The organism is Trichocoleus sp. FACHB-591, assembly GCF_014695845.1.
Lineage (GTDB): Bacteria > Cyanobacteriota > Cyanobacteriia > FACHB-46 > FACHB-46 > Trichocoleus.
Genome location: NZ_JACJPA010000027.1, coordinates 1 through 22,089, shown reverse-complemented (window position 1 = coordinate 22,089; position 22,089 = coordinate 1). Strand labels below are relative to the sequence as shown.

General features: G+C 49.7%; 24 protein-coding genes. 15 read left to right on the top strand and 9 right to left on the bottom strand.

What is annotated here, in order from left to right; all coding sequences use genetic code 11:
• The first annotated feature begins 413 nt into the window (after positions 1 to 413).
• The 5 genes from H6F90_RS03975 to H6F90_RS03955 all read left to right on the top strand — a co-directional run bounded on the left by H6F90_RS03975 (position 414) and on the right by H6F90_RS03955 (position 8,585).
• Complete coding sequence (locus tag H6F90_RS03975; protein ID WP_190550432.1) at positions 414 to 1,103, top strand: S-layer homology domain-containing protein; 690 nt, start codon at positions 414 to 416, stop codon at positions 1,101 to 1,103.
• 624 nt (positions 1,104 to 1,727) lie between these two features.
• Positions 1,728 to 2,459 (top strand): response regulator, encoded by a 732-nt coding sequence (locus H6F90_RS03970; RefSeq protein WP_370587941.1) that lies wholly within the window; start codon positions 1,728 to 1,730, stop codon positions 2,457 to 2,459.
• A gap of 67 nt (positions 2,460 to 2,526) precedes the next feature.
• Positions 2,527 to 2,817: a DNA-binding transcriptional regulator gene (locus H6F90_RS03965; RefSeq protein WP_242024324.1), complete on the top strand. Its 291-nt coding sequence runs from the start codon at positions 2,527 to 2,529 to the stop codon at positions 2,815 to 2,817.
• 13 nt (positions 2,818 to 2,830) lie between these two features.
• Positions 2,831 to 5,644, top strand: a complete 2,814-nt coding sequence (locus H6F90_RS03960) for a PAS domain-containing protein (protein ID WP_190550430.1) — start codon at positions 2,831 to 2,833, stop codon at positions 5,642 to 5,644.
• A 52-nt stretch (positions 5,645 to 5,696) separates the two neighbouring features.
• Complete coding sequence (locus H6F90_RS03955) at positions 5,697 to 8,585, top strand: PAS domain S-box protein (protein WP_190550428.1); 2,889 nt, start codon at positions 5,697 to 5,699, stop codon at positions 8,583 to 8,585.
• 422 nt (positions 8,586 to 9,007) lie between these two features.
• Here H6F90_RS03955 and H6F90_RS03950 read toward each other — a convergent pair whose 3' ends face one another.
• The gene (locus H6F90_RS03950) at positions 9,008 to 9,220 is read right to left on the bottom strand and encodes a hypothetical protein (RefSeq protein WP_190550426.1); all 213 of its coding nucleotides are present in this window, start codon (positions 9,218 to 9,220) and stop codon (positions 9,008 to 9,010) included.
• A gap of 333 nt (positions 9,221 to 9,553) precedes the next feature.
• On the opposite strand from H6F90_RS03950, the gene H6F90_RS03945 reads away from it, so the two are divergent.
• On the top strand, positions 9,554 to 9,880 hold the full coding sequence (locus H6F90_RS03945) for an STAS domain-containing protein (RefSeq protein WP_190550424.1): 327 nt from the start codon (positions 9,554 to 9,556) through the stop codon (positions 9,878 to 9,880).
• Here the strand turns inward: H6F90_RS03945 and H6F90_RS03940 are convergent.
• From H6F90_RS03940 to H6F90_RS03930, 3 genes are all read right to left on the bottom strand, one after another.
• Positions 9,869 to 10,318, bottom strand: a complete 450-nt coding sequence (locus H6F90_RS03940; protein WP_190550422.1) for a response regulator — start codon at positions 10,316 to 10,318, stop codon at positions 9,869 to 9,871. The genes H6F90_RS03945 and H6F90_RS03940 overlap by 12 nt on opposite strands.
• A 280-nt stretch (positions 10,319 to 10,598) precedes the next feature.
• Positions 10,599 to 12,797 carry an ATP-binding protein gene (locus H6F90_RS03935; protein ID WP_190550420.1) on the bottom strand — a complete coding sequence of 733 codons (2,199 nt, stop codon included), beginning with the start codon at positions 12,795 to 12,797 and terminating at the stop codon, positions 10,599 to 10,601.
• Between the two features lie 102 nt (positions 12,798 to 12,899).
• A complete protein-coding gene (locus tag H6F90_RS03930) occupies positions 12,900 to 13,355 on the bottom strand; it encodes a response regulator (protein WP_206756156.1) in 456 nt (151 codons plus the stop codon).
• Positions 13,356 to 13,892: 537 nt separating this feature from the next.
• Between H6F90_RS03930 and H6F90_RS03925 the strand changes: the two genes are divergently transcribed.
• The gene (locus H6F90_RS03925; protein ID WP_190550416.1) at positions 13,893 to 14,291 is read left to right on the top strand and encodes a response regulator; all 399 of its coding nucleotides are present in this window, start codon (positions 13,893 to 13,895) and stop codon (positions 14,289 to 14,291) included.
• A 34-nt stretch (positions 14,292 to 14,325) separates the two neighbouring features.
• Here H6F90_RS03925 and H6F90_RS03920 read toward each other — a convergent pair whose 3' ends face one another.
• Complete coding sequence (locus tag H6F90_RS03920; protein ID WP_190550413.1) at positions 14,326 to 14,511, bottom strand: hypothetical protein; 186 nt, start codon at positions 14,509 to 14,511, stop codon at positions 14,326 to 14,328.
• A 186-nt stretch (positions 14,512 to 14,697) separates the two neighbouring features.
• On the opposite strand from H6F90_RS03920, the gene H6F90_RS03915 reads away from it, so the two are divergent.
• Positions 14,698 to 14,958, top strand: a complete 261-nt coding sequence (locus H6F90_RS03915) for a hypothetical protein (RefSeq protein WP_190550411.1) — start codon at positions 14,698 to 14,700, stop codon at positions 14,956 to 14,958.
• A 234-nt stretch (positions 14,959 to 15,192) separates the two neighbouring features.
• Complete coding sequence (locus H6F90_RS03910) at positions 15,193 to 15,399, top strand: hypothetical protein (RefSeq protein WP_190550408.1); 207 nt, start codon at positions 15,193 to 15,195, stop codon at positions 15,397 to 15,399.
• 181 nt (positions 15,400 to 15,580) lie between these two features.
• On the opposite strand, the gene H6F90_RS03905 is transcribed toward H6F90_RS03910, so the two are convergent.
• Entirely contained in the window at positions 15,581 to 15,889 is a 309-nt protein-coding gene (locus tag H6F90_RS03905) for a hypothetical protein (RefSeq protein ID WP_190550407.1), read from the bottom strand.
• Between the two features lie 420 nt (positions 15,890 to 16,309).
• Between H6F90_RS03905 and H6F90_RS03900 the strand changes: the two genes are divergently transcribed.
• The 6 genes from H6F90_RS03900 to H6F90_RS03875 all read left to right on the top strand — a co-directional run bounded on the left by H6F90_RS03900 (position 16,310) and on the right by H6F90_RS03875 (position 19,974).
• Positions 16,310 to 16,693 carry a response regulator transcription factor gene (locus tag H6F90_RS03900; RefSeq protein WP_190550405.1) on the top strand — a complete coding sequence of 128 codons (384 nt, stop codon included), beginning with the start codon at positions 16,310 to 16,312 and terminating at the stop codon, positions 16,691 to 16,693.
• Entirely contained in the window at positions 16,690 to 18,189 is a 1,500-nt protein-coding gene (locus H6F90_RS31385; RefSeq protein ID WP_370587940.1) for an ATP-binding protein, read from the top strand. Before H6F90_RS03900 ends, H6F90_RS31385 begins: the two co-directional genes overlap by 4 nt.
• A 249-nt stretch (positions 18,190 to 18,438) precedes the next feature.
• Positions 18,439 to 18,630: a hypothetical protein gene (locus tag H6F90_RS03890; protein ID WP_190550403.1), complete on the top strand. Its 192-nt coding sequence runs from the start codon at positions 18,439 to 18,441 to the stop codon at positions 18,628 to 18,630.
• Positions 18,621 to 18,887, top strand: a complete 267-nt coding sequence (locus tag H6F90_RS03885) for a hypothetical protein (protein WP_190550401.1) — start codon at positions 18,621 to 18,623, stop codon at positions 18,885 to 18,887. Before H6F90_RS03890 ends, H6F90_RS03885 begins: the two co-directional genes overlap by 10 nt.
• Before the next feature lie 330 nt (positions 18,888 to 19,217).
• Complete coding sequence (locus tag H6F90_RS03880) at positions 19,218 to 19,451, top strand: hypothetical protein (protein WP_190550399.1); 234 nt, start codon at positions 19,218 to 19,220, stop codon at positions 19,449 to 19,451.
• Positions 19,452 to 19,482: 31 nt separating this feature from the next.
• Entirely contained in the window at positions 19,483 to 19,974 is a 492-nt protein-coding gene (locus tag H6F90_RS03875; RefSeq protein ID WP_190550397.1) for a type IV pilin-like G/H family protein, read from the top strand.
• A gap of 376 nt (positions 19,975 to 20,350) precedes the next feature.
• Here H6F90_RS03875 and H6F90_RS03870 read toward each other — a convergent pair whose 3' ends face one another.
• The 3 genes from H6F90_RS03870 to H6F90_RS03860 form a co-directional block, all read right to left on the bottom strand.
• Entirely contained in the window at positions 20,351 to 20,740 is a 390-nt protein-coding gene (locus tag H6F90_RS03870; protein WP_199295703.1) for a hypothetical protein, read from the bottom strand.
• A gap of 205 nt (positions 20,741 to 20,945) precedes the next feature.
• Positions 20,946 to 21,746: a class I SAM-dependent methyltransferase gene (locus H6F90_RS03865; protein ID WP_190550395.1), complete on the bottom strand. Its 801-nt coding sequence runs from the start codon at positions 21,744 to 21,746 to the stop codon at positions 20,946 to 20,948.
• A 155-nt stretch (positions 21,747 to 21,901) separates the two neighbouring features.
• Positions 21,902 to 22,089, bottom strand: a 188-nt coding sequence (locus H6F90_RS03860; RefSeq protein ID WP_190550393.1) for a DUF924 family protein, incomplete at its 5' end; no start/stop codon positions are given.

Here is a 22,089-nt window from a genome sequence, read left to right as displayed (position 1 = left end):
GCGACAACCGTGCTCGGAGCCTGCCTAGGCGAGGTGGTTGTTGCCCTGTTGCTTCAGGAAGTTGAGCAAAAGCGCATGCTGTTACAGCAGCAGGGGTGGGAGGTTCAGATTACGAGGTGCAAGATCTGAGTCATTTTACTCAAGCTTCACCTATAGCCTGGGGTTTATGAGTCTCCAGAAGTAAAACTCAAATCTCTCTATCTATATACGGTTTAGCGCTTCACTCTACAACCTTGCCTAAACTTTGCCTAGATACGAGCAGAGATCCCTCTAAATTTCAAGAAGGACCCCTACAACCCCAAAGCAGGAATTTATAGCTTCTCTCAGTACTTGTCAAAGCCTTACACAAAATTCTGATACTTTTGATTACACCGCTCTGGGCCAATTTCTACCTCATTATCGACTCATCACTTATGTCTATTCAAGCTAAATTTTCTAGCCGATTTATTCGATTCCTGTCCCTCAGTCTGACCGTTGCAACGCTGTCCTCACTAATGGGACAGATTCCGGCTCAAGCGCAAACCACTTTTTCAGATGTAGCGTCAGATTATTGGGCAGCACAATTCATTCGAGCACTCGTCGATCGTGATGTGATTCGCGGCTTTGCCGACGGCAGCTTTCGCCCCGACGAGCCGATTACTCGTGCCCAGTTTGCCGTCTTGGTCGGGCAGGCGTTCGACCGACCGACTGTTCGCAGTGCTGTTCGTTTTCGGGATGTGCCCAGCAGCTATTGGGCCGCCAGCGCCATCCAAACCGCTTACGCCGAAGGCTTTCTCAGTGGTTATCCTGGCAATGTCTTTAACCCAGATCAGCCCATGCCCCGCGCTCAGGTTTTAGTCGCTCTGGCGAGCGGTCTACAGTTTGAGCCGAGTGGAACCAATGCCAGCGTGACAGGTGGCTTCCGTGACTACGATTCAATTCCTTCTTATGCCGATGATGGCGTGGCGGCGGCGACCTTCCGCGACCTCACTGTGAACTACCCCAACATTGATGTTCTCAATCCCAATCGCGCCGCGACCCGTGCTGAAGTGGCCGCCTCAATTTATCAGGGTCTGGTGGCGACTGGCAGTGCTCCTGCGATCGAGTTTCCCTATATTCCCTAAGCCAAGCGATTGCTCCTGTGCAAAAATGCATAGCGGCAGTGGGGGTACAAGCCCGTTTCATTCGAGAGTTTTACCAGCTGTGCAAATCGTTCCGAGCCGTCAAGTGACTATTTGAGTTTGCGACACACTGTCAAATTTTCCAGTTTCCGAAAGTATTTATGTATGGCTCATTTTCATGAGCCCCTTAGGATCGCTATATCAGTATCTTGTCCTTATCGACAGTTGAAACATGAAGGTATAGGGTACAAATGGTTTGCTTCATGCTGCCAGGCTATCAAAAAAGGGCCCTTTTTTGATAGGGCTTTGACTCATAACTCCCGCCCTGATTTCAGGCCGTTTCAGCCTCGTCAATTTATACCCCTTTTTTGATAGTCCTTGATGGCTGAGTCCGTCATCAACGATCGCGATCGCTTAATTGCCAAATAGCTTCTAACTGGGTTTCAAATTTAACGATACTTAAGCAACGTGGGGCTTCCGTAAATAGCTGCTGGCGTTATGGGTTGCTCGCACTCCAATGGCACATTAAGAATTCTGGAGTCGTAAACCTGAGCCGACAACCCTTCCAGTAGAGTTGTTATTACAATTATTGTTGAGACCGTTGAAAAGTTATATGCTCAAGAAACCATGCTCATGACCCTGATTCGAGTGGCTCTGATTGAAGACCACGACCTGACTCGTGCAGGGCTCTGTGCCATGTTCAACTTTCAGCCAGGAATTGAGGTGATCGGGGAAGCCGCTAATGGTCCAGATGGCTTGACCTTACTCATGGAGACTCAACCTGATGTTGCCCTGGTTGATATCGATATGCCTGGTCTCAATGGCATTGAGGTGGTTCATCGATTCAAGCAATGGTGGAGTGAGAATCATCCTGAATCTGCCCCAACCAAAGTGATCATGTTGACGATGCAGGATGATGAAGCTGCAGTGTTAGCTGCTTTCGGGGCCGGGGCGGATTCCTACTGCATGAAAAATATGAGTACGACGCATCTCCTCGAAGCCGTAACTAGCACTCATAAAGGCAACAATTGGATTGACCCCACCATTGCCCGGATTATCTTAAAGCACAGCCATGAGATGCAGGCGGCTCAAGAGACCTCTGCATCTGAGCCTAGCTCTAGAGCGATTGCGGTGGACGAGGAGTATGCCAGCGTTATCGCAGCGGCTCCGCTGACGAGCCGAGAGCTAGATGTCCTCAGATTGATTGTCGAAGGATGTACCAATGCTGAGATCGCCGCACGATATTACATCACGGTCGGGACTGTCAAAACTCATGTCCGAAGCATTCTCAACAAGCTTTGTGCTGAGGACCGCACTCAGGCAGCCGTGAGAGCTTTACGTGGTGGCTTGATCTCCTAAATCAGTTCTTGTTCCCTTTTTGCCTGAGAGCTGAAGCGAAGGAAGCCTCTGTCCTCTGATGGATAGAATGTCGTTTATACCACGTGGTATAGCTGATGCCGATGCGATTAATGTTTCTTTCCCTATGTCTACGATTGAGCAATCCCATCTAGCCGATCTAGTGAGAGAAACCCGACAATGCTTGCAACTCTCGCAAGCCAGGTTTGCGGCGAAGCTCGGGGTTTCATTTCAGAGCGTCAATCGTTGGGAGAATGGACGAACCAAGCCTTTGCCGATTGTGTTGAAGCAGATTGAACACTTGCTGAAGCAAATGGGTGATGCTGGCCAAGATTTACTCGCTAAATACTTTCCAGAATAAGGATGGAGACTGTATGACTGACGACCTCCATCGCACTGTTTCTTCAGGCAATGATTCATCTCACACTGTCCCTGAAGTTGCTGTTCCAGTAGCAGCAGTCACAACATTGAGCCAAAGCCAAGAGCTGACTCAGCAGATTCTGGATAGCAGCGACGACTGTATCAAGGTCTTGGACTTAGAGGGGCGCATTCTGTTTATGAGTCCAGGAGGACAAGCATTGCTGGGTATCCAGGATATAACGCCCTTCCTCCACAGGCCTTGGGCTGAATTCTGGAAAGGTGTCGATCAGCAAGCAGCTATGGAGGCGGTTGCCAGAGCCAGAGTTGGTAAAGTTTCCACTTTTCAAGGGTATCGTCCGACCCTCACGGGCGAACCCAAGTGGTGGGATAACAAAATTAGTTCTATTCGAGGGGCAGACGGGCAAGTGGAACGGCTGTTGTGCATCTCACGAGACATTACACAGCGCCAGCAGAGCGAAGACCAGCGCCAACAAGCGGAGGCGCAACTGCGGAAAAGCGAGGCACACTTATCCGCCATCTTTTCACAAGCGGCTGTGGGACTCTCCGAAGTCTCCCTGGATGGACGTTTCCAGCGGGTGAATGATGAGCTGTGCCGCATCCTCGGGCGATCGCCCGAGGAGATGTTAGCGGCAGGCATCCTGGATATTACCCATCCTGAAGATGTTCCCAAGAGCTGGGCAGCGATCCAGCAACTCCTGGGAACAGGTAGACCCATCTCACTCGACAAGCGCTACTTACGTCCAGATGGGTCCACGGTCTGGGCCAACAGCAGCCTCACCCGCCTTGACGATGAGCCAGGTCGTCCACACACGATGCTAGCGGTCACGGTAGATCTCAGCGATCGCAAACAAGTAGAAGCAGCATTACGACAAAGTGAGGAGCAGGCACGGCTGGCCATTCAAGTCGCGCGACTGGGTACTTGGCGGTACAACCTCGATCTGAAGGTCGTAGAGCTAGACGAGCGGACGCGAGAGATTTGGGGAGAACCCCAAGAGGCAGCCACCTTACCGCTGCCTAGAGTTATGGCACGGATTCACCCAGCTGACGGAGAACGAGTGGCAACGGCAATTGCCGCAGCTCTCCATCCCAGTTCATCAGGAATCTATGAAATTGACTATCGCATTCTCTGGGACGACGCTACTGAACGGTGGATATCTGCTAATGGGCAAGCGCTTTTTATAGGGGAGGGAGAGTTTCGGCAACCTGTGAGCTTTTTGGGAACTGTTCTCGATGTTACTGAGGGCAAACAAGCTGAAGAACGATTGAGGAAAAGTGCTGAGCGACTTAGTATCGCGTTGACGGCGGCAAAGCTAGGGGATTGGAGTTGGAGTGCAGCCACAGACATCGTGACCTTTTCAGAACAAGCAGCTGAAATGTTTGGAATCCCCCCGGGTCCCTATATGAACTGGACCCAGATGCAAAGTCTGATTCATCCAGAAGATCGAGAGCAAGCGCGTTTACAAGCGGAACAAGCGGTTGCCAATCGAACGGACTACGATATTGAGTATCGGGTCTTGCATTCGAATAGGTCAGAACGTTGGATCGCTGCGAAAGGGCGGGCCCAGTATGACTCGTCTGGGCAAGTTTTAGAAATGCTGGGTGTCGTGCAAGATATCACAGCTCGTAAGCAAGCTGAGGTAGAACGCGAACAGCTTCTAGTTACGGAACAAACAGTCCGGGAAGAAGCTGAACGAGCCAACCGCGTCAAAGATGAGTTCTTAGCAGTGCTGTCCCATGAATTGCGATCGCCGCTCAACCCAATTTTGGGTTGGGCTAGACTCTTGCAGAATGGCAAGCTAGATGCCGTTAAGACCCAGCAAGCATTGAAGATTATTGAACGCAATGCCCAACTGCAATCGGAATTGATTGAGGATTTGCTGGATGTCTCACGGATTCTTCAAGGTAAACTCAACTTGAATCCTAGCCCTCTTAACTTAACTTCGATCATTCAAGCGGCCACAGAAACAGTACGACTGGCAGCAGAGGCCAAAGTCATCAAGTTAGAGTCAAGATTGGCAGATGTAGGGCAAGTTTTCGGGGATGCTACTCGCCTGCAACAAGTCATTTGGAATCTACTCTCCAACGCGGTGAAGTTCACGCCGGCAGGAGGACAAGTGAGTATCCGGCTAGAGAGCTTAGATACAGACGCTCACATTACAGTCAGCGATACGGGACAGGGGATTGCACCGGAGTTTCTACCCTATGTATTCGACTACTTCCGCCAAGCCAACGGCACTACAACCCGACAATCTGGGGGACTCGGATTAGGGCTGGCGATTGTGCGTCACTTAGTCGAACTGCACGGGGGCACAGTTAGAGTCGCCAGCCCAGGAATTGGAATGGGAGCAACCTTTACCGTGACACTGCCCATGAGACACATACAGGCAACTGTCGAGCCGACTCATACATCATCAGAGTTATCTTGTGACTTGCATGGCATTCAAGTTCTAGTCGTGGATGATGAACTTGATTCTCGCGAATTTGCGGCGTTTGTATTAGAGGAAGCTGGAGCGAGCGTGCTGACAGCCGCGACCGCCCATGAAGCCTTAGCTTTGTTAATTCGAGCCCAGCCAGATGTGCTGCTCAGCGACATTGGCATGCCCAATATGGATGGTTACATGTTGATGCAACAGGTGAGAGCGTTACCACCAGAACAAGGCGGACAAGTTCCAGCGATCGCCCTGACCGCCTATGCTGGAGAAATTGATCAGCAGCAAGCCCTGGCAGCAGGGTTTCAGAGGCACATGGCAAAACCCGTCGAACCAGAGAATTTAGTGAGAGCGATCATCGCTTTAATGAAATCATGAGCGCGAACAACTCGGTATCGCTATCTTGATTGACTTGATCTCACCTAAGAAAATGCCCCATCCGACCCGCTCTCAAGTACAGCGCTATGGCATTGCTGGGCTCAGCGTTTTGCTGGCAAGTGTGCTGATGCTCCTACTAGACCCTCTGCTAGCTATGACTCGCAGCCCTTTCCTGCTGTTCTTCGGCGCTGTCATGGTCAGTGCTTGGTATGGAGGCTTAGGTCCAGGACTCTTTGCCACCGCTTTGTCAGGTTTCATTAGCACTTACTTTTTTCTTCCGCCTCTATATTCCCTGTCTCTAGACTGGGTGAATGGCTCGCGGTTAAGTTTGTTTCTGCTGGAGGGCGTCCTGATCAGTGCCCTATCTGATGCCCTACGGGTCGCCAAGCAGCGGGTGGAGCGATCATTATTCAAGCTGCAGCTTAGTGAGGAACAGTATCGGCAATTAGTCGTTCAGGGCCAAGCACAAACGAATACCTTGAATGCGATCTTTTCCGCATCTGTGGATCATATCTATGTCTTTGACCAAGCAGGGCGATATCGATATGTCAGCGATGGAGGAGCCCAAGTACTAGGGTTTCAACCCCATGATTTGGTTGGTAAAACTTGGAAAGAGCTGGGTTTACCTGCTGATCTGATGGAACCCGTAGATGCTCAGCGAGAAACCGTGATGACGACTGGGCGATCGCTCACTAGCGAAACAGTTTTCACCACAGACAATGGGGTGCGGTTTTACGAATATATTCTGGCTCCACTCCACGCAGATCCATCCACGCAATCTGTGGTGGTAATCTCCCGAGATGTGACCGAGCGCAAGCAAGCGGAGGCCGAGCGGAACCAGCTTCTGGTACGAGAGCAAGCCGCGCGAGCAGAAGCGGAGGTGCAGCGGAATCGATTGCATTCACTTCTCCTCCAAGCTCCAGCTTTTATTTGTATCAGTCGTGGGCCTGATCATGTCTTTGAGTTTGCCAATCCCCGCTACTATCAACTCGTCGGAAACCGCGAACTGATTGGGCGCACCAATCGAGAAGCCTTTCCTGAACTAGCAGGACAAGGTTTTTTTGAACTTCTAGATCAAGTGCTGGCCACTGGACAGCCCTTCTTTGGCAACGAAATCGCGGCTCAATTGGATCGGCAAGGGAATGGATCAATCGAGGAGGGGTTTTTCAACTTTGTCTACCAGCCCATGTTCGATATCAATGGGGCTGTAGAAGGGGTGATTACCTTTGGCTTTGAAGTGACCGACCAAGTTGTGGCACGGCGGCAAGCCGAAGCCTTAGCCGCAGACCTGAGAATCCAACAGGTGGCGCTGAAGAAAAGTGAAGCTCGCTTCAGCCGCTTAGTTGAATCCAACATTATTGGCGTGCTTCTGACGGGTCCCAGTGGCACGATTATGGAGGCGAACGATGCCTTCCTCAAAATAGTGGGTTATACCCGTGAAGACTTGCATGATGGCGTGATGAACTGGTCTGAGATGACACCACCAGAGTACGTCCAGCAGGATGAGCTCGTGTTACAAGAACTTGCTGCCTCGGGGAGTTGCACCCCATTCGAGAAGGCATACATTCGTAAAGATGGCAGTCAGGTTCCCATTTTACTGGGAGCTGCACGACTCGAAAGTGACGAACTCGCTTGGGTCTGTTTTGTGCTTGACCTGAGTGAAAGCAAAAAAGTTGAAGCACTACTGCGGCAACAAACAGAGGAGTTATCCCGGGCCAATCGGCTGAAAGATGAGTTTCTCGCTACTGTCTCCCATGAGTTGCGGACACCTCTAAATGCCATGCTGGGATGGTCAACCATGCTGCGTTCTAGACAACTCGATGAAGCCACGACAAATCGGGCGATAGAGACAATCGAACGAAACGCGAGGGCGCAGAATCAACTCATCAATGACCTATTGGATGTTTCTCGCATTATTACTGGCAAGCTGCGCTTAAATGTTCGTCCGGTAATCCTAGTTTCGGTGATTGAGGCCGCGATCGACTCCATCCGACCTGCCGCAGAAGCCAAAGATATTCGCTGGCAAAGTATCTTAGACCCCAATGCTGGTCCTGTTTCGGGTGATTCCGATCGCCTGCAACAGGTATTTTGGAATTTACTCTCCAATGCCGTGAAGTTTACTCCCAAAGGTGGTCGAGTGCAGATTCGTTTAGAGCGGATCAATTCTCATATCGAGGTGACTGTGAGTGATACTGGGCAAGGAATTAGCCCTGAGTTTCTACCTTATGTCTTCGAGCGCTTACAGCAAGCAGATAGTACTACTACTAGGGCACATGGAGGGTTGGGCCTTGGTTTAGCGATTGTCCGTCACTTAGTAGAACTGCATGGGGGAAGTGTTGATGCCACCAGCGCCGGTGAAGGCAAGGGAGCTACCTTCATGGTCAATCTACCCATTACCATCTTTCGTCCAGAACCAACAGACATGGAACGAGTACATCCTACTGTCAGTGATACAGCTCCTCTGCTGGACACACCGAGATTAGATGGCTTGAAAGTTTTGATTGTAGATGACGAAATCGATGCCCGCGAGTTGTTAGCCATGCTGCTAAGGCAAAGAGGAGCCGTGACCACGACCGTGGCCTCCGCTAGAGAGGCTTTATCTATCATCATCCAGTCCGCTTTTGACCAAAAACCTGACGTATTGGTCAGTGATATTGGCATGCCTAGTGAGGATGGGTACACGCTGATTCGTCAAGTTCGCGCCTTAGCGCCAGAGCAAGGAGGTCGAATTCCGGCGATCGCCCTAACTGCTTATGCGCGTACAGAAGACCGCATCAAAGCCTTAGCTTCAGGCTTTCAGTCCCATGTCCCTAAGCCAGTAGAACCGGTTGAGTTTATTACAGTATTGGCAAGCTTAATCGATCGATTCCAAAGCTTAAAGCAGCAATTGCCTGCTGAAGCGCCTGCAATGTCACCTCCACACTTGGACAACTTCTGCTAAAGCACTAAAGCTGAGCTTAATAGCCAACTATTTAATTCTTTCATAGTAGAATTAGCATTTGCCTGAGCTGTGCGTCGGGAAAACTTGATTACGCAACTCAGGGGAAAAGTTAGAGGGCCGATCGCTCTGGTGACGCAGAATTTAAACCAAGTTTTGAGATTCAGAAATTTTCTGATTTTGGGCTGAGTGCTTGCTGCTCAATTAATCTCTAATTTCAGGCTGATCCTTATACAAAAAGTCCCCAGATTCAACCTGAACCAGGGACTGTAGTTGTTGCTAGTTTAATTTCTAAAATTATATAGCTAGCGATCAGACTTATGAAGAGGGGTGAAGGGATTGACCGTACTGCTAATTAAGCCCCAGTAGAAGAGCGAGTCTATATTTCTCAATTCAGAGTGTTGGTGTCAAAGGTCATGACAAAGCTAATCGGCCTCTATCGGTAGCCATCCCTTGACGGAGTCTCCAGCTTTAGAGCAAGCACAAGGACGGAACAGAGTTTGAATCGAACCTCTCTTGAAGGCAATTACTGTAAAGCTGTTGACTCTTGTTAGGGAAATAACGTCATCAGCATCTTCTATAACTCGATAGAAATGACCTGTCTCAGAGAGCAAACATTCACCTACTAATACGGTCATCGTCAAACCATTGACTAAATTGGTTAAGTATAATTTTATACCTATCCAATATTTCTTAGAATTTTGACAACAAAGTTCTTATCGCTACATATAACTCAAAGCCTCCTAGACAAATGCGGCGATCGCTTCTCAGCAGGAGAGATGCCGCAAGAAGATGCCTGAATCCTAGACCTCTAACAGGGGCACTTGGAAGTTTAGTGACTAGAGAGCATTCCCAATCTTAGAAGGAGTTGGGAGGCGATCGCTTAGGTAAGGCCAGTGATGAGTACCCTGCATTCACTGGTGTTATTTCGGGCATCACAAGTAACACCTCAACTAACAAGGCAGCTCCTGATGAAATCTAATCCCGTAGTCATTTCCTATCCTCCTTCATTGCTAGTCGGTACTGCGGCTAATCACCTTCACGAGGAAATTCAGGATGCCCTTAAGGTAGGAATTAAGACCTTTTTGATTAACTTCCAAGCAGTGAAGTTTATGGATAGTCATGGCTTGGGAATGTTGGTCATGATTCTCAAAGATATTCAGGCTGGTGAGGGACAGTTGTTTTTATGCTCTTTGGGTGATCAAGCCAAGATGCTTCTAGAGCTGACTAGCATGACTCAAGTTTTTTGTATCTTTGCGAATCAAGCTGAGTTCCAGGTAAAAGTGCTAGGAGACTAATTGCACTCCACTCTGAGCCTGACTGAGCTCTGCTACTGATCTCACTAGCTCCTCCAGCTCAAAGGGTTTTGCCAAGTACTTTTGAAAACTTGCGACGGCCCCCTGGCTACTTCCGTTGTCTAGGGATGGGTTGCTGTAACCGCTGAGCGCGATCGCGGGGATGTCCTGGGTGGGTCCAAGCTGGAGAGTTCCAATTCGCTCTCGCAGATGCTGGAGCAGTAAATGACCATTCATGTCAGGTAAACAGATATCGCTAATCAAAATGTCGGGGAGGAAACCTTCCACGGCCCTGAGCGCCTCCTCCGCAGAATGGACGGCAACCACCTCCGCTCCCGCATCTTCAAGAATCCAGGTGACAATTTTAGTGATATCGACCTGGTCGTCTACGAGAAGTAAGCGGACACCCTCAAGAGGTAAAGCTTGATTAGACAATTCCATATCTACAAGTATTACTAGCGAACAGAGCTACTCCCATCTCAGTGATAATCCAGAGAGGTAGAAGCATAATTAATTACTTTCAAACTACAGGGATCTTGTCGAGTTCTGGGTCTATCTTAAGTAAGACAAGTATAAAAATACAGTGCAATTAGAATTACAGAAGGTACTGCCAAAGCGATCGCTCAGTTATTGGACTGGGGAATTTGCCTTTCGGCTTCTAGCTTGAATGACGTCCCTACTACCGCACCTCATCTTGTGAGTAAGGGCATATCCATCTAGGTCAGCTCACAGCTTTTTGTCGGATAGGAATTTGAATGACAAACTTAGTCCCTTTTCCGGGTGTGGAGAAACATCTCAAATGACCCTGATGTTTCTCAGTGATAATTTGATAGCTAATCGACATCCCCATCCCTGTTCCTTTGCCCACGGGTTTCGTGGTGAAGAAGGGGTCGAAAATCTGTTGTTTGATCTGTTCTGGTATCCCAGGTCCGTTGTCTGAGATCGCCACTTGTACCCACTTGGCATCCATTAAAGCGGTCTCAATCGTAATCTGACTCGGATGAGCTTGCCTCTCGGCATAGCTTCGGTCTGCATTTGCTTCTTCGAGGGCATCCAGCGCGTTGACGAGGATGTTCATAAAGACCTGATTGAGCTGCCCGGCATAGCACTCGACGAGCGGTAACTGGGCGTAGTCTTTGATCACCTCAATCTCAGGTCGCTCCGGTCGAGCTTTGAGCCGATGCTGCAAAATCATCAGCGTGCTATCCAAGCCCTCATCCAAGCTGACTGGCTTGATCTCGGCTTCATCCATGCGTGAGAAGTTCCGCAGCGATAGCACAATTTGCCGGATGCGATCGCTGCCGAGTTTCATGGACGTTAGCATCTTCGGCAGGTCCGACTGTAAGAACTCTAGGTCAATCTCCTCCGCTGCGCTCTCGATGTCAGGTCCGGGGTCCGGATAGCGCTGTTGATAGAGCTGAATGAACTCTAGTAATCCCTGGGTATATTCCTGAGCATGAGTCAGGTTGCCATGAATAAAGTTGATGGGGTTGTTAATTTCGTGGGCGACTCCGGCTACCAGTTGGCCCAGGCTGGACATTTTCTCACTCTGGATGACCTGAGCTTGACTGCGCCTCAACTCTTCTAGGGTGGTTTTGAGTTCACCCGTGCGGGCTTCGACGCGAGATTCTAACTCTGTATTACTCTCTTCCAAAGCCGTAAACGACTCCTGCAATTGCCCCGCCATGTAGTTGAAGGAGCTAGCCAAGCCATCGAGTTCTTGAATTCCACTCTCCTTCACAGTTTGGTCTAGCTGACCCGAAGCAATAGCTTTACTCGCCCGATTCAAGACCAGGATGGGCTGTGTGATCCAGCGAGAGGTGAACACGCTGAGCACAGAGGCAACTCCTAAGGCTGCGAAGCAGAGCCAGATGGTGCTCTGAGTGTTGGCGTCAATTTGGGCCATAAAATCACTCTTTGGCACGCTGACCACGACCAGCCAATCCAAGCCGTACTCATCGCGCCAAGGAGTGACTTGCACGTAGTAGAGCTCCCCTTGCAAAGAGAGCTGTAAGTTTTGGCTCGTGGCAATCTTTTGAAAACTGTCAAAGCGCTGCTGGAGTTGCTGGCTCACACCGCGAACCACCGGGTTAGGGCTGTCGATCGCCTGCAATCGCTGGATCTCATCCTTCACGACCACAAAAGGTTTCTGGGTCCCAGAGTTGGCAATCAGTAAACCATTTCGTTCCAAGATAAACACTTGGCCCCCGCGACTCACTTGCAAATTGCGCAGGAAATCGCTGAGCTTCAACAAGTGAATATCGATTGCCACCACGCCTAGCAAACGATTGTTCGCGTCATAAAGTGGACGACCCGCTGAGGCCACCACATAAGGATGGTTCGGGTAATTGATGGTGAAGATTCTCGACCAGACCGGCTTCTTGGCATTGACAGGCTCGGTATACCAGGTTTCCTTAAAATTGTTCCAAGTAAAAGTGCTCACTACCTGGGTCCGATTACCTTGCTGGTCAGTCCCATAGCTCAAAGCGTTATTGAGCCCATTAGAAGAACGCCATTCATCAATCACAACTGTTTTGCCATCGTACCTTCCTGCACCTCCCCCGGCCCCGGTAGTCAAGCCAAAACCGATGTAGCTCAAGTCATAGGCTTGCATTTGGTGCCAGAAGTAGCGTTCCAGCATTTTGGTGTCTCGCACATCTAAAAACCCCAGACGGATGGCATCGGCATTCATCTGCAAAAGTTTGTGTGGCACCGAGAGATACGAGTCGAGATGTTGATCGACTGCCTTGCTGGTCCGGTCCATCAATTGACTCGCCAGTGCGTTGATGGCCTTTTGCCCGTTGTAGAAGGACAAATACCCCACGAGAGACACCGCCCCGAAGATTTGCACCACGAACGGAACAATCAGCAGCAACTGCAATGAGATTGCCCGTTGCGGGTGGCTATCCTGTGTCTTCATAGGCGAAAGTACGAGAACGAAATGGGACTACTTATGCAAATGTTCCCATTTATACTTTCGCCATATCGAACTTATGCCACTTCCGAATTCTTAACTTGCAGCTCAGATATCGCAGCAGTAAACGTGTGCGTCTTGATTTACGCCTCTGGTGAATTCAGCGATCGCGGCAAGTAACTCATCAATATTGAAGAGTTTGGCCAAGAACTTTTGAAACCCGCCCGATAGCGCCCCTTGATTGTAAGCAGGTTCTGAAAAGGGTGTACTGTGTCCCGTCATCAGGATCGCAGGAATTAGCTTAGATGAACTCGATGGAAGTTTTCTAATCATGTCGAGCAGATCATAACCGTTGCCATCGGGTAACTGGAGATCACTAATCAGAATATCTGGTTGAACCTCTTCCGCCATTTTGAGAGCTGCTTTCACTGTTGTTGCTGTAGCGACTGTAGCTCCCATGTGAGTTAAAAACAAATCGAATATCGCTAAGGTGTCTGGGTCATCTTCAACTAAGAGAATTGAAATGCCCCTCAGGCGTGACTTGATGTCTGGCTCTTCACTCATCCCATTTCGCTGCATCAGTTATCCCCCTCACAACACTGAGTTAAGGTCCGGCCTCTTGATACTTAACGGAAGGAATATTTACCGCATGAGCAATTACTTATAGTTTTCCCAAATAAAACAAAGCATTACCAAAAAGTAAGTAATATCAATTAGTTTTACTTTTTGTATCTGACTACACCACTCAAGCTGCTCTGCTGTTGACCTTCGAGCAAAATTAGCCAGTTTAAGTGGAGTGTTAAGAGGAATGGTGACCACTAATCTGCCTGCTACCTCGCACCCTTGAAAAGTGGTGAAGGCTTGAGCTGAATTTCCTCTGGCTACTTTCTTATGTGCTGAGGGTCACAGAGCTAGCAATTGCGCTACACCATCTCCTAGCTTTTGCTTCTTAGAGGTGTAGTTGAAGGGGGCGATCGCGCTTTGAGAGTCCAATCACTGAGCTATGTAAAGACTACATGTATAATGCGCAACATCCAAAAGCTCAAACGCTGTGATTCTAACTCCAGAGTTTAGCTCTACCTCGTACCCATAAGCACTGACATGATGGATGCTTCGATTTCTGAACCGAGCCCAGCGGTAAGAGTCTTGTTAGTTGAGGATGATGACTTCAATCGATTGCTACTGAATGACTACCTCTCTTATCGAGGCTATCAAGTGCTGAGTTTGGCAGAGGGTAGCAGCTTTCTCTCAACCCTGACTCAGTTTCAGCCGCATGTGGTTTTACTAGACTTAAAGTTACCCGACATCAGTGGCTACCAATTACTGGAAGCACTGCGACAGCAGATAGAGTTTCAGCATTTACCTGTCATCGTCCTGACAGCATTTGCCTTTCGAGCCGAGCGCCAACAAGCATTGCAATTGGGAGTGCAAGGTTATTTTGTCAAGCCGAGCCGCCCAGAAGAGCTAGTCGCCGCGATTGAAAAGGTTTGTGTTGGATAGTTCTTTCGCCATCAAGAGGAGCTCAGTTCTAGGTTTAGTCTCGTTTTTGCTTTTCGGCAGCAATGAAGGTATCAATGACTTGAGTGAGATCTTGCAGGCTGTGGCGGGTTGCTTCGAGCTGTTGCTCTAGGTTTACGACTAAAAGCGTGACTGTTTGAAGTCGGTTGAGCCCAACTTCGAGCGCATCTATAACTTGGCCCTCAAACTCATCGAGGTTCATAGAGTTATTCAAACAAGTTTTTTCTTAGGTTACCCGTTTGGGTATAAATTAATACAGATCTCTTTGGTGAGGGCTGGGTCTGCGATCGCTCGTTTCGCAAACAAGCTCATCAGTATCTATCCTAGGGGTGTGGTGGCATCTTTAGAGGTAAGGCGAGGCTAATCAAATAAAATTGTTCTATTCCCTATGTTGAGCGACACTAGCGCCACCAAATCATTTCATGAACAACAAAAAGTGTTCCTAGCTCAGTTTATTAAGGGCGGTGTGGAATACTCACTAGCTTTACAAGCCGCCGAGATTCTAGCAGCAGAAAAACCAGAAGAACTTTTAACGGATACAGAAAAAGGGCTGGTAAATGAGGCTTGCCGACTCTGGTTAAGCCATCGTAATGGGATGAACAAAATTAAGCATGCAATTGCCTGCATCTCCATAAATCTAGGTTTTTAGATGCTGCATCCAGCCTTTTGATTAGCTCAACATTTGCCTAAACCGTGCGACCGGGAAAGCTTGATTGCGCCACTCAGGGGAAAGGTAGAGGGGCGATCGCGTTCATGCCAGCCCAGCCCGTATTGATCACCTATGTTGCTATGGCCACGCAAGATTAATACCTCTGCTGATAGTTTTCACTTGCGCCATTTGGCGTAGAGAATACAGCAATTCCCTACAAGCCTGTCTACTTCCATGAGCCCCCAGACGACGCAAGTGGTCCTTTACTCCATCTATGTCGAGCAAAGTGCTGTTGTGCTCTACCTCGACAATGGGTCAGATTACAGACCAGGCCGTTTTGTCTCTAGCCAAGCGGACTATCCAGTGGCTTATGCATTTGCCTTGGAACTAGCCCAGCAGAAGGGGCTTAAGTTGATTAACTACGTAGAAGAATTTAGCTGACACTGCGGACTCAAGTATCCCAATACCAAAAGAAGCAGCCTCAATCCAGTGATCGAGGCTGCTTCTGAAATATTAAATGCCAGCCAACGGTTTTAATATGCGCTTTGGGTACTAAATGCTAGCTGATGGCTTTTATACCTCTTATCCTCTCAGAGGATAGACTTGGTGCCTATGGGGGAATCTACCCGATTATTGGTCGCCTCAGCCATTCATTACCTATCCGGACGGCTCTAGAAGCTGGATAACGATTTCTATCAATGCATCTGCCAGGAATCGGCTTGGTGAGGTATTGCTGAAATCCCAGCTCTAGCGATCGCTCCCGCACTTCTTTGCCGGCATAACCTGTCAAAGCGATCGCAGGTACCTGACATCCTAGTTCCACTTCCAATGTGCGTAATTCTCGCCAATATTCCAGGACCCGTAGCAGTTGCTCTTCGACCTTCAGCTTAGGCTGTCCACCCGTTTGCCGCGACAGTCGAGATGCGGGCATAGAACTGCAACCTCTGCTCGAAGGTCCCTCGATGCACCCCGCACCTGCGCTTAAAGGTACTTAGTTTGAGACATTTGAGTTGTTCATAGGTCATGGCTCGCTCCTCCTTGACCTACTTCTATCCACCTTCTACCTATTCACGCAAGAGCTCTAGCCTAGAATTAGTCACTAAAGCTTAAATTAGGGATCTGCCTTGGGAAAGAATGATTTGGTGTTGGCAAAAAGTTAGTCTAAAACATAAACGCGGTTGCCGAGAAACTGTCAGCTCAGTTAATAGAGTGATTACAGTCTCTTCGGAATCATTGCGATCACAGGTTTAGGAGATTGAGCTTCTAACTTGGGGTATCTGTCGGTGAAATAAGTGAAATCAGCATTGTGCAATCGCTTAGCTAGGGGCGTTATAGAGAAAGGAAACTTAAGATGCCGCATGTTCTATTAGTAGATGATGAAGAGGCCCTACGAGCTAGTCTCTCCTACGCCTTAATCCGAGAAGGTTATCAAGTAACTACAGCAGGTGATGGGCAAACCGCTCTGAAGTTATTCCACAAACAAGTTCCAGATGTGATGATTCTGGATTTGATGCTGCCTGGCATTAGTGGCATGGAACTATGTTGGCGCATTCGAGCTTTTTCTAACGTCCCAATTGTGATGTTGACCGCCAAAGACCAAGATATTGACAAAGTCTGGGGCTTGGAAGCGGGCGCAGATGACTATGTGACGAAGCCGTTTAATACACGAGAACTCTTAGCTCGGATCAAAGCAGTGATTCGGGGACGCTCTGTGGGTCAAGCGGCGCAATCGTGAGGACTGAGCAGGACCTAGATGCAGACCTAAAGTCTCCTTCAAAGCGCGTCCTAAACTGGTTGCCTACTCGGATGCGCTGGAACTCTATTTACCGCAAACTATTTATTACCTATCTAGCCCTAACTGCTCTAGGGACCTCGTTTTTAGCGGCTTATATTCTCTGGTCATTCCACGGTTACTTCATGCGTAGCCGTCAGGCAGATATCAATACCTGGGCGAATGCTTTGAGTGAGAGTGTAGCAGAAGCTCTGGCAGAGGATGATCTAGCCCGAGCTACTGTAACTGTGAAAAGATACGGTCAGTCGGAAGCTGTCACCTTACGAATTTTTGACCCTCAAGGCCGACTCTTAGCAACTTCAGCTCCGGACCAAGACCGACAAGTATTGAACTGGCTAGAAGTACCTGGAATTGCCGCAGCGCTGCAAAAACGTGCAACTCAGGGAATGGCCAAAGGGGTCTTATCGAATGACGATCGCTTGTACTCCACTGTCCCGATCATCCGCAACGGGGAATTCTTAGGGGTTTTGCGGATGTCGATTACGCTGGAGCAGTTTCAACGGCAATTTCGCAATGTTGCTCTGACTGTTCTAGGGACGCTGGCCTTGACGGTGGTTCTCTGCGCCTTGATCAGCGAATGGTTAGCTCGGAATATGGCTCGGCCCATCCAGGCCATGCGTAATTTTGCCATACAGATTGGCAGCGGTCATCTAGGCGAGGAACTCAGCATTCAGCAAGCAGACGAACTGGGTCAGCTGGCTACAGAACTGAACCGCATGAGTAAGCGCTTGGCTTCTCTGGACAAGGAGCGACGTGCTTTTTTAGCTAGTGTCTCCCACGAACTGCGGACGCCCGTAAGCAATGTTTTAGTGACAGTGGAAGCGCTAAAAAGTGGTGCGAGCGAAGAACCCGAGTTGCGCGATCGCTTTATCCAAACGGTTGAAGACGAAACCAAACGGCTCGCTCGCTTAATTCACGACTTACTAGACTTGGGCCGATTAGAAGCAGGAGTTGCGCCCCTAGAGCAACAGCCGGTCAACTTGCGGGATTTGGTGAACCGAGCGGTGCGAGCGGTAGAATCTCGCATGCAATCTAAAGGCATTGGCATTCAGATGGATGTGGCCAACATGCAGAGCCAAGGAGATCCAGAACGTTTGCTGCAAGCCTTTATGAATATTCTGGATAACGCCATCAAGCACTCAGTTCCTGACACTCAGGTATTTGTTGTGGGGCGATCGCAGAACGGTGAAGCGATTGTTACGATCCGGGACCAAGGCCCTGGCATTAGTGAGGCTGCGTTACCTCATATTTTTGAGCAGTTTTATACGGCTGATCCGTCCCGCCAAGGCAGTGGCACTGGGCTAGGATTGGCGATCGCTCGCCAGATTGTCGAAGCTCATCAGGGCACGATTACAGCGATTAGCCCCCCTGGTAAGGGTGCAACGTTTAGAATAAAGCTGCCATGCACTAATCCAGCGGCACTGGCAAAAGCAAATTAGTGGCTTTATACAGGCACGACGCAATCATGCAGGCTGGACAAATTCTCCAAGGGCGCTATCAGCTCCAACAACCGCTGGGGCAACCATTAGGGCAGGCCAGCCCGCAAGGTTCCGAATCAGAATGATTGCGAAGCACGCAACTATTCAGACAGTTTTAGAGAGTTTCAGCGATCGAGTACTACAGCAGAATCATGGTTTCAGACCATCACTTTTGAGTGATTTACGCCAACGCTAGTCCAACGGAATTTGATGGCATTGTTTTACGTGGATCTGGGCACAACTCCTGAAAGGCCCGCTGGTCCAACCACCGTCGGGCGTTTTGGTGAAGCGATCGCCATGCGGAAACGGCAATCTTGCGCCTACAGACTGAGTCATGGACTTTGGGAAATCCAGACCATTGGCTACATGAAGACTGATAGGAGGCGATCGCCATGCGGATAAAACTGAAAGAAATTGCGTTTGCCAATGGAGCAGTGTTTGTAGACCTCTACAACCTCAGTTTCAAAGTTCAAGCGTTCGTCAACACTCGGCATGGGAACGAGGCAGCGGGAAGCAGTTATGTGTGGCTCTTACAGACAGAAGAGATGACGGTTGAGCGAGTGTTTACGAATGCAGGTCGGTGGTGGGTCAGCGGCAAAAACCCTAGAGGCGAGCGAGTGGATTTGGACCCCAAAGATTTGATTTATGTGGAGGAGTAGCGATCGCCAACCAAAGTGCGGCAGCGGCACATCATCTGCAGATTGTGTCAGGGGGTGACAGAAGGTGCCAATAGGTGCCTGATACGATTGGATTATTGCCATCACTCCCCTCTCAGCGTGACAAACTGTGCCCAAGAGTGATGCTTGGTGCCAATGGGTGGCGTGCTGTGTCCCTGCGTCTTCCTGTTGCTCGGAACGAGTGGTGGTGATGATAGATCTGGGTCAACAATTGACTGAGTTACTATCTAGAGTTGATCGTCTCTTCACCATCGCCTAGGGATTTTTCTCTCTTAAATGGGGACTTTAAGCAAGACACTCCTCAAACAAGCCATGTTGAAATCCCTACGCTGGACTGTTACCCTCTCGTTAGCGTTCATTCCCCTATCTGTCAGCTTCTCTGGAGCAGCGATTGCCGAAGAAATGAATGTTTACACCTCCGGAGAGGGGTACGACGTTTGTATTAACCCAGCCACCATCGTCTTCAATGGCAGCATTCGAGATTTTGTGCAGAAGAATGGGCCCTGGGAAGGCAGAATGGTTACGATTTTGGGGTTCTTTGCATAACCCCCCCAAAAAGACCCTTCTCGGTGAAAGAATGAATCGATTTTTGGCATTGGCGGCGATCACTTTACCTGCTGCGGCTTTCATATTCCTTAAGCCATGTATCTTCCTGGGAATGGCTTGCAAGCACATGGAAGGAGAGGCAAAGTCTCTAACTGAAACAACCAATCGAGCGCAGCAAGCCTACTATCTTGAGCATGGAAGACTTGCTAGTTCCTCCAAGGCCCTAGGGCTAGGCTACCCAAGCAAAACTGACTGGAATGAGTATCCATTTCAAAACACGCCAACATCCGCAATCTTCTATGCAGTGCCGATCGGAAGTATGGCCTCTGATCGTAAAGGATATGTAGGAGCTGTATTTCTCGATCAGAAAGTAGAAGAAAAAGCTAACCCAGAAGAACTCCCATTAAAAAATATTATTTGTGAGGCTAGAGGGCCAAAAGCAACGCTCGCCATAAAACCTACACTTAGGAATGGCTCCCCCATCTGCCCCGAAGGAAGCGCTCAGACAAAAGTGCCCAGGTAAATTAATGGGCTTTTTACAGCGAATCATCTTTCCAGCCACAGTGTCCACAATCCCAATGCACTCTTGAATTTTCCAAAGCGATGCCAGCCTCATAATTGAGGCATCGGCCTGTGAATATAGGGTGTGAGTCGAGTAGAGCTAACTTCTCCAACAGTGTCCACCGCTGCTCTGGAGCAAGAATCAGTTCACCGTTGTAGTAACTGGCTCCTTACTGGTTCCCAAAGTTCTTCTGCTTCTGCTGTAGGGTTGTGCTCGAAATCTGAGCAAGCATCGCTACTCACACCCTCTGGATGCACAGTACAGAGCAGATGAGGATCGTGAGCATAGGAAATGCAGCAATCGCATTCCGGTATCTTGCGCCTGATACTCAGCCCCATCAATCCTCATCCTTCACTTCTAGCTGATAGATTCGGCTGGAGGGGTGTTCTGCCATTAAGCGCCAGTAGTAGCCATTGGGTGGTGGCTGCACTTGTGATGCACAGCGGTAAAGCAAGGTTGGCTCGTCCCGCTTGATGCCCGTCTTTACTGCCTTCTCTAGCTTTGGATTAGGTGCGGCATCGTTGAACCAGATGAGGTGAGCAGTGCCGTAGTACCCAGCATTCAAGAGACTTGCGAACAGCCACTCCATGATGGGCTGCATCTCTTCCATTGGGATACCAGACTCACCTTGCCCATAACTTTCGATTGTGGGGGTAGGAGGATTGCTGTTTGGTTGAGGCAGCAAGGGTGCCAAGAGTGGGCGAGTCAAGGTAAAGAATCGACTCATGATCAGAAATTGTGAGGGCTGGACTCAAGATTCCCAATCACTGTAATTCGAGAACACTGGGTATTTTAGTGAGCGATCGCAGCATTTTGATCACGCCCTTCCATGCCCTTTCACCCCCTCGGCTCATCCAGGAAATTTGTCCAATTTAATCCTAGTTCCTCTACTCTGTCTCTATCGTCTATGAACCTGCGATTCATTCAACCCCTCAACCTCGGGCTGTTGCCACGTTCGCCCTGAGCTCAAAGGCAAGCCCTGCTTCATCAGTGTATGGCCGCACCACTTCGACGCTGTCGCGAGCGATGGCCGCCATCACTCGTTCGCGCTCCGCTTCGCCCATTGCCTTGGCTGCACCACTCATGCCGACCAGGGCGATCGCGTTCATGTGCACCCAGACAGCTCCGTCATCGAAACGGATAGTGCGTGAGACCGTCTTCGATCGGACGTCGTGAAAGCCAGCTTCTCGAAGCAGGGCCTCGAGCGGGGCAGTCTCTCCAAAACTGTGGCGGCGGTCGATGATAGGCCCGAGGTACCGTTCCACGACACGACGGAGTTCCCGCAACACCGAAAGTTCCTCGTCCGCTCGCCAGGCGCTCACGGCTAATCTGCCGCCCGCCGCCAGTGCGCCTCGCATCTGCCGTGCCGCAGCAGTCCGGTTCGAGAAGAATTGGATTCCTTGCTGACAGACGACGACGTCAAACCGTTCGCTCTTGTGAAGCGGCAGTGCAGCGACATCGCCTTCGCGCCAATCGACACCTGGGGCCACTTGACGTGCGACTGCGAGCATTGCCGGATTTAAGTCAACACCGACTACCCTTATGCTCTCGCCCAAGCGTTCCTTCGCCAGCCGCGCGAGGATGCCGGTTCCACAAGCCACATCGAGAACGCAGTCTCCGGCAGCAAGCTCTACATCGTCGAGGAGGCGTTCAGCCCAAGGATGGAACAGAGGGCCCACGAGCGCCTGCTCATACATCTCAGGAAAACTTAACCCAGCGAAGGGAAGTGCCATATCAACCTCCAACAGGCTCAGACACGCACTCTAACATTGCCCATTACCTGCCGCAGATAACTTATACGTCATCACCAATCCACTCTCGACGGTCGGTGTGCATGGACATCTGCTTAGACGGTGATTGTAACGATGAAAAATAGGGTTTAGCTCGCTCAAGTCTCAGAAAGAAACTGCGATAGGTGGGACGGCATTGAGCGCCTATGGACAAGCTGTCCACTTGCCAGATACTCCAGTTCTTCCGGGGTTGATTGGCGTCCTAGAGCTTGATTGCGATGAGGATGACGACCGAAGCGAATCAGTATATCTCGATGTCGGCGGGCTTGTGCTGCGGAGAACTCTA